This is a genomic window from Salinimicrobium sp. CAU 1759, assembly GCF_054482715.1.
In genome coordinates this window covers 354,366-367,089 of record NZ_JBTLRK010000002.1, presented here as the reverse complement: position 1 = coordinate 367,089, position 12,724 = coordinate 354,366, and the positions used below count along the sequence as shown (strand labels likewise).

The window sequence follows — 12,724 nt, the reverse complement described above, 5'->3', positions numbered from 1 at the left end:
TTAATCTTCCTTTGGAGGCTCAAGGTAAAAATAAAAAACAGAACCCCTACCGGGTTCACTTTCCAGCCACACCTCACCTTTATGTTTTTCAATAATGCGCTTTACTATAGCCAGGCCTACTCCGGTGCCCTTGAACCGGCTACCGGCAGCTCTTCTAAATGTATCAAAAATGGTTTTCTGAAACTTTGGTTCTACACCTATTCCATTGTCTTTTATAAAAAACCTCTTTCGCCCTTTAATATTCTGAAACCCGATCTCCACTAATGGCTTCTCTTCTTCAGAAGAATACTTTAGAGCATTATTTAAAAGATTAGACCACAATTGAAAGATCATTCTTCGCTCTCCCTCAACTACCGGTAAATCCCGCTGAATTATAAGATTGGTCTTCGGAAAGTTAATAGGTATATTGAAAAGATCTACAACTTCCCTTAAAACTGAAGCAGTATCGACCGGTTTCCTCCTTATTGCACCAGAATGCCCCAACCGGAAGTATTCCAGGATGTCATCAATAAGCGTATTCATTTTCTCAATGAGTCCATTGCTCATTTCTAGCATGTAATTCCCTTCTTCCCCCAAAAGCTGCCCGTAATCTTCCTGAAGGATCTTTATAAAACCTTCCATTCCTCTAACCGGAGCTCTAAGATCATGGGAAAGCCCGTAACTGAATAGTTCCAGCTCCTTATGTGCTGCAAGTAATTTTTCATTTAAAGCTTCGATTTCCTTACGCTGGATATGTAATAAGAAATAGCTGATATTTTCCCGCAGGGAGCGGGCATTATTCTTATCAATTTGATGCCAGGGTTCGGCAAAGCCGGTTAGTTTCTCGCTCCACTTCTCGAATGATCTTCGGGGGCTTATTCTGTCTTCTTTTTCGTTATAGTGCCCCTTCAGGTTTGGATTACCTCCCCAGTTGATCACCTGAGCCACCTGTGGCCTAAACCACAATACATATTTATTGTCTGATATCCTCAAGCTAATTAATCCCGAAGCCTCTTCACAATAAGCTGCGGCATCAGGAAAAAGTCCAGAGAGATTACGTGTCAAAAAAAGGCTTTTTGACTGCTTTTTAATAAAATTTTCAAGGAGCGTATCGAGCTGTTCAGGAGTTGGCGTTTTACCGCTTAGCTCCCACTTGTCAATATAATATATTGCCCCTCCTGTACATTCTATAAGATCGGTAAACTTTACGGTATCTCTGTTCAAAGCCGCCACGATGTCCTGGTGATACTTCATCTGAGCCATGAGTTGACGGCGAATGTTCTCTGTAAGTTCAGACTTGCTCAACAAGTTACTGGTCTCATGCAGGGTAATTTCATTAGAGAACATCTGTGCCAGGAAGCGGCAAGTCTCCCGCTGATAAAGGTCCAGGTACTTCTTGCTGTTATGATGGCAGGCAATAAGCCCCCACAGCTTTCCTTTGACTATGATAGCAGCCGTAAGAGAGGCGCCCACTCCCATGTTTTTCAGGTATTCAATATGAATAGGTGAAACAGCCCGCAGTCCCGACCTGGAAATATCGAGTGCCTCTCCTGTAAGCGGAGAAAATTCAGGTTCTATGGGAACGGGTTTGTAGTGAACATTGGTAATGAGTCTTACCCTGTGCTTTAAAAATAGTTTTCTCGATTGCTCGGGAATATCTGTAGCCGGATAATGAAATTCCAGCCATGACTCCATGTTCTCATTTTTACATTCGGCAATCACCTCCCCATTCCATTCTTCATCAAACCTGTATATCATCACCCGGTCATAACCAAACATTTTTCGGGTAAGACCTGCTGCCTCGTCTACAAGCGCTCCAAGTGACTTGGCATTCTGAAACCGGTTAAGAACATTGGTCAATTCCTTCTGAAAAAAGAAGGGGTCCTGCATCTCTTTAACAGGTTCAAAATCCAGCACGAGGCTTTCGTTCGAAAAATGGGAAAAAACCACAAATTTTTTCTCCTTCACGACTACTTCCTGTGGCGCATTCTCCTCTTCCTTCTCAGAAGATCCATTTATAAGCTGCACCTGCTGGTCTCCCAGCAGAAATGATAGTGGCTTACCTAGAAGATCCTCCACTTGGATCCCGAAAAAGTCTGCAGTGTTTCGGGATGCCTGGGTGATCTCGAGGTTAGCTGCACTACAGGCCAACAAAACCCCATGTTCCTGGATTTTTCCGATGATATGGATAGGTTCCCGGGCACAATTTTCCAGATTCACCAGCTCTGGGTAATTTTCGGATGCAGCCATCTTCTTAAGCCTTGATCTTAAAATAAAATGAACTTCCTACACCTTCCTGGGAATCTACCCAGATCGTACCTTCGTGCAGGTGAACGATCTTTTCCACATGAGCAAGCCCTACCCCAGTTCCCTCATAACTCTCGTGCTTTTTAACTCTATTAAAAATAGTGAAAATTTTATCCTGGTCTTCTTTTGCGATCCCTACGCCATTATCTACAACAGAGAACACCCAATAATCATCCTCTTGATACGCTGAGATCCTCACTTCGGGATTTCTGTCTTTTGGAGTATACTTTATTGCATTACTAATAAGGTTCTGGAAGAGCAGTCTTAGTTCTACCTCATATCCCTCGATCTTAGGCAGATCTCCAATATGGATCTTTGCCATGGTATCTTTAACTCTTTTGCCAAGATCATATTTCACAACCTCTACCAATTCCCTGGTATCCACCATTTTTTTCACTCCATTTCTTCCAATCCTGGAATGTTCTAAAAGAGCGCGGATCTGTTCAGATAATCGGGTTGAAGCCTGTTTAATATAAGCGACATAGTTCTGGCCTTTCTCGTCCAGTTTTGGAGAATAGATCTTCCCAAGAATATCAATACCAAATTTAATGGTAGACAAAGGTTCCTGAAGGTCGTGAGTACAAATAGAAACAAATTGCTCAAGATCCCGGTTTGCCCTCTCCAGATCGGCTTTTTGCTCTTTAAGCTGATCTTCAGCTTTTTTAAGAGCCGCAATTTCCACAAAGGTATACCTTATGGTAATGATATTATCATCTTCATCTGTTTCAGCAATGGCATTAAGGATAACAGGTAAAGCCTCTCCGTCCTTAGTAAGGATTTTCTGCTCCACGTTTACGAGCACACCTTTTTCAGCAAATTCTTTGCTGGATTTTAGCGCCTCTACTTGTGAATCTTCATTGTACAGATCGTAAATTGATCTTCCAACCAGCTCTTCCTTGGATTCATACTTAAGCTGCTTTATAGTCATTTTGTTACAATGGAGAATCTTGTAGTTTTGAGGATTCACGCTAATATGCATAACCGGATCCTCTTCGTAAAAGCTTTTGAACCTCCTCTCACTAGCCTGTAATTTTTCCTTTGACTTTTGAAGATTTTCTATCTCGATAAACGTAATGACGACTCCGTCAATCTCCTGACCGGAATTGATATACGGGGAAATTCTTCTTAAGTAGCGGATACCTTCCTTAGAAACCACAGCCTTCTCCAAAGTCTTTCCAGAATTTAGCACTCTTTTACATCGCTCAAGGAGATTACTTTTCCCAATATTACCTGTAAAATGGCTAATTGGGCGCCCCACATCTGAATTCAAAAAACTAAAATGCTGTCTGATCGCAGGAGTGAATTTTCTTATACATAGGGAAGAATCCAGGAATATGGTTCCTATCTGGGTGCTTTCCAGCAGGTTATTTATATCTGCATTAAGGGCTGCCAGATCATCCATTTTCTGAAGGTTCTCGGCATTAACAGTATTAATTTCTTCGTTAACACTTTGCAGCTCTTCATTAGTACTTTGCAATTCTTCATTAGAAGCCAACAACTCTTCATTGGCTGCCTGTAATTCTTCATTGCTCGTTTCAATCTCCTCAAGAGAGGTTTGTAATTCCTCTTTTGTTTGTTTAAGCTCTTCCTCAAGGTTTGAAACATATTCCTTTGTGCGGGTCGTAAGGGTAATATTATCCACCTTCTCAACATTGTCCAGGTTGAGTTCCTTTTCCAGAAAAGTGATCATAAAGGTGCTTCCGGAGTCGAGGTGGTTATTTGCAAGAGGTTTAACCAATATGTCTACGCCTTTTTTTTCACCATGGTGCTCAAAAACAGCATCTTTATAATAAACTTTTTGCTCAAGTTTTTTAGCCCTTTTCAGGCTATTCTGCACAAGATACTTAAGATCTGTACCCAACATGTCCAGCAAATTCGTGGAAAAGCCACTTACAGGAAGATTGGCATACTTCCTAAACTCTCCAATTGCCTCAAGGATGTTATAATCGGAGTCCACATAAACACTGGCTGCTTTAAAATGATCCAATACAGTTTCATTAAATTCACTTGTAAGCTTTTGATGATTTGAGCCTGTTGGGGGTTTATAGGTTATACTTTCAGTTGCCGGTCTGTTCCCTTGTGATTTTCCCCGTACAATGTTTGACGGGGTATGAGATATGCCACCTTCAAGTCTACTGCTGGGACGAATATTCCTGTAGATCTTCCATTTTCGATCAACTTCAGCAAAATTATTTTCCTGTGTATGAGTGCTTTCACTGGTCCCTAGCACCAGAAATCCGTCCTTCTTCAAGCTGTAATGCAAAACGCTTAAAGCCTTTGCCTGAATAGCAGGCTGAAAATATATGAGAAGATTTCGGCACGAAACAAGATCCATATTGCTAAACGGCGGATTCTTGATCACATTATGCCGTGAAAAGATCACCGAACGTCTCAGTTTCTCTACAACTTCATATTTATGCGGTTTACTGGCAAAATATTTTGAAAGGAAATTGGCTGGAACATCTGCAGCAATACTTTCAGGGTAAAGTCCCCTCCCTCCAATTTCAAGATGTTTCTCAGCAATATCTGTAGCAAAAATTTTCAAGCCAATATCTTTCCCTTGCCTATCTATCTCTTCAAAGAAACACATAGCAAAGGAGTATGCCTCTTCGCCGGTACTGCAGGCCACATCCCAAATCTTAATAGTATCGCCATTATTACGGGAATCAATCATTTGTGGTATCACTTTTTCCCGCAAGGTTTCCCAAACCTTACTGTCCCTAAAGAACTTTGTGACCCCAATTAGGAATTCCCGGTATAAGATATCCACCTCTCCATGTGTAGTTGAGAGATAAGAAAAATATTCCGACAAAGAACGGCATTTACAGACACTAACTCTTCGGGCTACTCTTCGGGCCAAAGTGGATCTTTTATACTCCCGAAAATCCAGCCCTGTTTCCTGATCAATAAAATTAAGGATCTTCATTAGCTCTGTTTGGTCATAAGCTACATCTCCATCCTTAAAGTGGAATATCGAAGGAGCTGACAGAAAATTATCAAGCTCCACCCCCATTTCTTTAACGGGTAAAACATAATCAACAAGGCCTGTATTTATTGCACTTTTAGGCATCCCGTCGAATTGTGCTTCTCCCGGCTCCTGTACCATGATCATGCCGTCATTCTCCTTAATGGCCCTTGCTCCACGAGTTCCATCGCTCCCTGTACCACTAAGGATAATACCAATAGCCTTTTCGCGGTGCTCTCTTGCCAATGATTCAAAGAACATATCAATGGGAAGATTCAGGGTTGGATTTTTCGGCTTTTCCAGCAAATGCAACAGGTTATTCCTTATGACCAGGTTATTTACAGGAGGGATCAAATAGATATGCCCCTCAAGGACTTGCATTCCTTCCTGCACCTCCTTGATAGGTAGACCGGTACTGCGGGCGAGCAACTCTCCCATCATACTCTTATAATCGGGAGAAAGATGTTGAATGATAATATATGCACTTTTCGTCTCCTGCGGTACATTTTCAAAAAAAGCTTTAAGAGCCTCAAGGCCGCCGGCACTGGCTCCAATAGCCACAATTCTGGATTCTACAGGGATGGTGGAAATTTCTGATCGTAAGGTCGGGGAATTACTTATTTTTTTACTCATATTTGAATAGAGGTCAATAAAGCTCCCTTAGAAGAAACTATTTCCGGGGACACCCTGATATGAAGCAGGACAAAGCTCAACCTGTCTTAAAAAGAATTACAAGCCGTGAAATTAATCCTATCTCCTATTTTTTGCTGTTAATGATCTGTTAAGTAACATTTGCCGTAAAAATGAAGCTCTCCAAATTAAGCTAAAACACAGATGGTTAGAAGAAAAAACGGTATGTGTTAAAGTTTAGGTGCCGATTAAAGAAATGAAAACAGTCTAAGAAAGAAATAAAAAATGGAAGAGAAAAGAATGATGAGCCTTCTTCCCCTTTAAAAGGCACACCAGTGATCTTTCTCCCTTCCTTTTCAACAATTAAAAACTCGTCACAAATAGTTGATATTTAGACTATTAAATTTAGCACTATTAAGTAGACTATTCAAATTATGTGGCAGGGATTTTCCCCTATTTTGACTCTTAAAATTTCTAGTTCTTGATCTTAACAATTAACTAAAATTCAGTATCTTGGAGAGATAATTCCTATAAAACTTGCGCCATGAGAAATACCAGCTTTAATTTCGTCAGGCCCCTGTTAATTCTAATATTGGTTTTTAGTTTTCCCACCGGGGCCGTTGCAGCATTTCAGCAAACTATAAGTGATTTTACCGAATATAAAGGGCTTGTAGTGAACAGCCGAAATGATGACCCGCTTGCCGGAGCTTACCTTACAGTTCAAAACTCCAATATTGCTACTGTGACCAACAGTGACGGGGAATTCTCTCTTAAAATTCCAAAAAGCCTGGAAGATGTAAATGTACAGGTTTCCTATCTCGGCTTTCAAAGTCGTGTCCTGCCTTTGCAGTTCTTTCAACAAGAGGAAGTGGTGATCGAGCTTCAGGAATCTCTCGAGGAGCTTCAGGAAGTGGCTGTTTTCACCTATACAGATCCCGTAGCTTTAGTACGGAACATGCTTGAGACAAGAGGCACGAATTATTTCAACGATCGTACTACAATGACAGCTTTTTACAGGGAAGCCATCAAAAGAGGTCGCAAAAATGTCTCCCTGTCTGAAGCTGTAGTCAAGATCCACAAGCAACCTTATGACTCCAATGCAGATGATGATATCGCTCTTGTAAAAGCTCGTAAAACAGCTGATTATGACAGACTGGATACAGTTGCACTAAAACTTAGGGGTGGTCCTTATAATCCTCTGAGCATTGATATCATGAAGAACCCGACAAACATTTTTAATCAGCAGGATCTTGCCAATTTCAAATTCAGTTTTGATGATCCAACAAAGATCGATGATCAATACTTATATGTGGTAAATTTTGAAGAAATGGATAAAAGCATGCCCTGGTACTATGGTAAATTATTTATCGATGCCAGTACATTCTCCCTGGCAAAAGCATCATTTAACCTAAATGTAGATAACCGCTCTGCCGCGACAGATCTTTTTGTGAAGAAAAAACCCGGTGGAACAAAGGTTTATCCGGTCGAAGTGAACTATGATATCACCTATCGCGAGAAGGATGGCCGCTGGTATTTTGGATATGGCCATACCCAACTAGAATTTGTGGTCAACTGGAAACGTAAGCTCTTCAATTCCCGCTATAAGGTTAACAGCGAACTTGCAGTCACCAATTGGGAAATTAACCCTGAAAAGGTAAAAAAGGATGATACCTTCTTAAGCCGAAGAGTGATCATGAACGATGATGTTACTGGCTTTGCCGACCTTTCTTTCTGGGGGGAGAACAATATCATCGAACCAGATGAATCAATTGAAAGTGCAATAGATAAGATTAGAGATAAGCTGGAAAATAACTAATTCTGTTCACATTAAAAAGATACTCCTGAAAATGACATTTTTCAGGAGTATCTTTTTTTATGAATATATAATCTATTCCTTGAGCAGGTTAATCTGATAAGATCCTGGGCTACTGTTACTGTCTAGCCTTAAGATATAAACTCCCGGTTCCCATCCTTCTGTACTTATGTTCCAGTAGATATCTTTCCCACCCAACGGAACATCAAAAACATTACTGCCGATCATTCGATTATTCAAATCGTAAACAGATCCAGTGAAATAAGCACCACCCAGATTTTCAGGAAAACTCACATAGAAGCCTTTGCTCTCTACCGGATTGGGGTAAGCAGAAGGTGCCTCACCAGGTGTTTTCTCTTCCCCTACATTAGTAGAACTTAGTGATGCTGATGCAGTACAATCAGTACCGCTTGCATTTGCACTTATCTTAGTTTCGGCGCCGGTACTGTCATTCCAGTAGAGGATTACCTGGGTTTGCCCCTTGGAGGCAACTGAAGTAACAAATTCTGTTGTTTCCCAGGCATTTAGAGTAAAAGCACCCGACTCCGGTCCTTTCCTTACCTCCCATCGCACATCTACAGCACAATCTCCCGGATTATTGACCGTCCAGGAAACATTTGAACCCGAAGTACAATCACTGACAGTTAAAACATCTGTTCCAAGACAAGAAGTATTTTCACAGGCATCTCCAATTCCGTTTCCATTTGAATCCAGCTGATCGGGATTTGCCACCTCCGGACAATTATCTTCTGAATCTGCAACTCCATCTCCGTCAGTGTCAACTATTTCAGTGGTAGCATCTACTCCGTCACAATTTTGATCAATGTCGTCATCAGGAAAATCTTCTGCATCAGGATTTATTGCGGCATCATTATCATCACAATCTCCCGCCTTAGTGACATAATTCCCTTCAGGTTGATTACAGGAAGAAATATTAGTCTCTGCTGAATCAATTCCGTGGCTATCATTATCGGCATCTACGTACCAGGTTTGCGGGGTACAGTCACCAATCACCTGAACTTCGGCACTAAATTCTGAAGTATTGCCGTTGGCATCGGTTGCAGTTGCGACTATGAAATCACCTGAAGCCAAATCAACATCGGGAGGTAGAAAAAGGGAAATATTCTTTGGTATATCCTGGTTATAGTCCATTTCTGAATAAGAATTTGAACCTAATAACTCTTGGCCCTGTCCCGTACCATCACTTCTGTAGAAATCAATACTTAATGGATATGCCGAATACAGCGGACTCGAAGAAACCATATACTGTAAGTCCAATTTCTGGTCCAGAAGAATTATTTCCTCACTTAGGACAGGGAAATTTTGAATAAGATTCGCGCCTTCATCTTCATCCTGTAGATCATTCTTTGAAATTCCATCACTATTGAGATCTATTCCCAAAGTAGTATTTCCAAAGATCCTGTTTCCCCAAAGAGAATTATTTATAGGCTGGGTTGTGACCTGAGATCCAATATTATCAAAGTAACTAATAAGAATACCAGCACCCTCATTAAAGGCTATAGTATTACCCTTACCTATTGAGGAACTACCGATTTCATTATTTGTGCTTCCGTTGACTATCATAATTCCATTTTTACCATTACCCATTGGAGAAATCCCGTCAGCCTTAGTTCCAATAAGATTGTTATACATCACTGTTTCTTTTGAATCGTGAATTTGTATTCCTAATGAATAATTTCCAGAAACTACATTGTTGGCAATAGTTGTTCTCTCGGCTGTATGGGATATTCCTCTGTAATTAGGTATTGCAATTTGTCCTGAAGGATCTGTTCCTATGTAATTCCCAAGAATCTTGCTGCCTGTCAGGGGGTTTTCTGAAAGTGCCCCTATAGTAATTGCGTTGAAATAAATATTTCCCGAAATGACATTACCTTCTCCTGGTTCTAGTCCGCCAATCGTGTTATTTGATGCAGCCTCGGTCCACAAGCGTATTCCCTGCTGGCGTGATTCTCCAAAATAGGCAAGCATTTCCCCATTCTGCCCTAATCCAATGTAGTTCCCGGAGATAATGTTGTCAGGACTTAAGACATACACCCCGGTACGAATATTTCCGGAAATGATATTCCGGGTCTGAGCAGTAGCGCCTCCAATCAAAGTATTGTTGGCTCCCTCATGGGTTACAATACCCCAGTGGTTTGGAATAGCCCGTGTACCTGTAACATCAGTCCCAACAAAGTTTCCTTGTATATTGTTGCTGAACGAATTCACTCCATGTATAAAAATGCCTATACCCCAACCTGCCTTTATATAATTACCGGAAATAACATTTCTATCTCCAGGTTCCAATCCACCTATTGTATTTCCCGAACTATTCACCAGTGCCACTCCAAACATATTTGAAAAAGCAGATGTTCCATCCGGGTTTACACCTAAGAAATTACCTCTAATTTTATGAGATCCTGTTTCATTGGCATAAATGGCAGTTCCGTTTCCAAGTATATTATTTTCATTAATAAAATTGAAATTTCCCATTACAAAACCTTGTATGGTACTTTCCGATGATTGTCCTTCAAGTTTAAAACCGAATTTAGCGACTCCACCTCCATCTACCACAATAACTGGTGAAGACCAGGAGTAGTCTTTCTGAGTTGTAGCATCTAATATTACGGTTTCAGTAATCACCGGCAGATCCCCTGTAAGAACAATAACATATGGAGATTTGCCACGAAGACTAAAATGAATTGCGTTGGTTTCTGAAGTTTGATTTGCAGTTTCAATAGCTGCACGAAGAGTACAATTTCCTTTAAAGTCTGCACAAATTCCGTCACTCAAATTGACGTCTGAAGTATCATCATTACTGTCAACAACAAGAGTTTTTTGAGCTGAAAGGTTTACACTAAAGGCCACAAGTAGTGTGAATGCTGAAAAAGCCTTTTTTGAAAAGAAATTTGAAGGAGTAGCAAATAGCGATACCACCTTCCCGTAGAAAGTGTATAAATTTTTCATAGTAAGAGAAATTTTAGGCTTCACCCAGGGTAGGGATGTCGGGAAAGCAGTAATAATTATTCTAAATTTATAAAATATAAATAACTAGTATTCAGCAGTTAGCATGTTTTTCGACCATAAGTGTATTTTTCTGGATGACAGTAAGGCCTGTAAGAAAAGATTACCCTGTAATATGGACTGGGGAAATGTTATCTACGAAAATTAGATGACAAAAAACCGGCTTCGGCAGTAACACCTTCCCCCAAAAATGTTACCACTGAACTCCGGTCTTTGAATTGCTATTATAATACAGCAAACTTTAGTCATACCTTGTACTACATTTTTCTAGTAAAGGATGAGTTATAAAATTACCTCTAAAAAAAGGATCCCACAATCACCTTTTAGGGGGATAAAAAAATCGGCCCCGGAAGTTTAATCCGCATAATTCTCCTGAGACCGATTCGCCTGTTTTTTTAATTATCTATTAAATTTAGTTCTTCATTAACTGGATCTGATAATTATGAACACTGTTCTGTAATTTCAGGATGTAAATTCCCTGATCCCATTCACTGTGATCCAGATTCCAGAAAATATCTCCACCTCCTATAGGCACCTGGAAATCCTGTCCTATTAGAAATCGACCATTATAGTCGTATAAATTGCCGGTAAAGATCTGTCCTCCCAGTTCGGCAGGAAAGCTTAAATAGAAGCCGTCTGCTCCCATTGGATTGGGGTAGGCAGTAACTCCTGTTTCTAAAAGAGATGAACTATAGATTGTATTTTCCTCTTGGCACAATGGACCAGTTGAGGCTAAAGTTCTTTTTTTACTTTTACCTTTACTATCATTCCAATAAATTACCACTTGAGTTGGAAATTTGTCGGCCACAGGGGTAATAAAAATGTTATCTCCTTTATAAGCTATAAAAGATTCAGAAGTTTTCTCTTTCTTTATTTCCCAGCGTACTTCCACTGCACACTTCGCTGGGTTATTAACTAACCATCTCCTTTCGGTGTCCGGAGAATAAGAACAAAGTTCTATGATGTTAAGAACATCAGTACCTATACAATCAAATGGTTGGTCCTTACCATCACAATCCTGATCTATTCCATCTCCACGAATATCAAAGGCTCCCGGATATATGGATTGATCTTCATCATCACAGTCGATGTTATTCAAACTATAGCCCTCCCCGGGATCACTGCAAAAAGTTTCACCGGTATCAGATTCGTCGCCGTATCCATCCTTATCATTGTCTATAAAATAAATTGTTGTGGCCACTCCGATGTTTGGATCAAACGAATCACAATCTTCTTCATTTAACACTCCGTCTCCGTCTATGTCATCATCACAGGCATCACCGGCACCATCAATGTCATAATCTTCCTGTGAAGAATTTGGAGAAAGAGGACAATTGTCCACATCATCTGTAATGCCATCTCCATCTGAATCAGTTCCTTCCACGGTGTCCGGAGTTGAAGGATCACAGTCGTCGTCGATACCGTTATCGGGTTGTTCCGTTGCGGAGGGATTAATGCCCGCACCGGTAGCTGGATCATCATTACAATCTTCATTATTCAAGCTCCAGCCATTGGAAGGAGTGGTACAGAAAGCTGTTCCCGTATCTGAAGCATCTCCATATCCGTCGCCATCAGCATCTACATAATAAATCGTACTGGTGGATAGATCCAGGGAGTCGTCATCGGTATCCACTAAACCATCACAGTCATTGTCCACACCATCACAAACTTCTGTAGCTCCGGGATTGATCGCGGGATCGTTGTCATTACAATCTCCTGCCTGACTGGCGTAACCGGCGCCAGGGTTTTCACAGGCTTCAATATTTGTGGCCGTATCATCGACACCGTAATCATCCTCATCGGCATCAGCGTACCAGGTGCTGGTGGTGAGTCCTTCATCGATGTTACCATCACAATTGTTATCCACACCATCACAAACCTCAGTAGCTCCGGGATTGATCGCGGGATCGTTGTCATTACAATCTCCTGCCTGGCTGGCATAACCGGCGCCAGGGTTTTCACAGGCGTCTATATTTGTAGCAGGATCATCAACACCATATAGATCG

Annotated in this window: 5 protein-coding genes; 1 reads left to right on the top strand and 4 read right to left on the bottom strand. The window is 40.9% G+C overall.

Features of this window, described 5'->3' with window-relative positions; translation table 11 throughout:
* On the bottom strand, positions 1–2,229 hold the full coding sequence (locus ACXYMT_RS12720) for an ATP-binding protein (protein ID WP_459059478.1): 2,229 nt from the start codon (positions 2,227–2,229) through the stop codon (positions 1–3).
* Positions 2,230–2,233: 4 nt separating this feature from the next.
* Positions 2,234–5,884, bottom strand: coding sequence for a chemotaxis protein CheB (locus ACXYMT_RS12715; protein WP_459059477.1), 3,651 nt, complete (start codon positions 5,882–5,884; stop codon positions 2,234–2,236).
* A gap of 541 nt (positions 5,885–6,425) precedes the next feature.
* Between ACXYMT_RS12715 and ACXYMT_RS12710 the strand changes: the two genes are divergently transcribed.
* Complete coding sequence (locus tag ACXYMT_RS12710) at positions 6,426–7,697, top strand: carboxypeptidase-like regulatory domain-containing protein (protein ID WP_459059476.1); 1,272 nt, start codon at positions 6,426–6,428, stop codon at positions 7,695–7,697.
* Between the two features lie 72 nt (positions 7,698–7,769).
* Here ACXYMT_RS12710 and ACXYMT_RS12705 read toward each other — a convergent pair whose 3' ends face one another.
* A complete protein-coding gene (locus tag ACXYMT_RS12705) occupies positions 7,770–10,661 on the bottom strand; it encodes a thrombospondin type 3 repeat-containing protein (protein WP_459059475.1) in 2,892 nt (963 codons plus the stop codon).
* A 469-nt stretch (positions 10,662–11,130) separates the two neighbouring features.
* The coding region (locus ACXYMT_RS12700; RefSeq protein WP_459059474.1) for a MopE-related protein at positions 11,131–12,724 on the bottom strand (1,594 nt) is incomplete at its 5' end.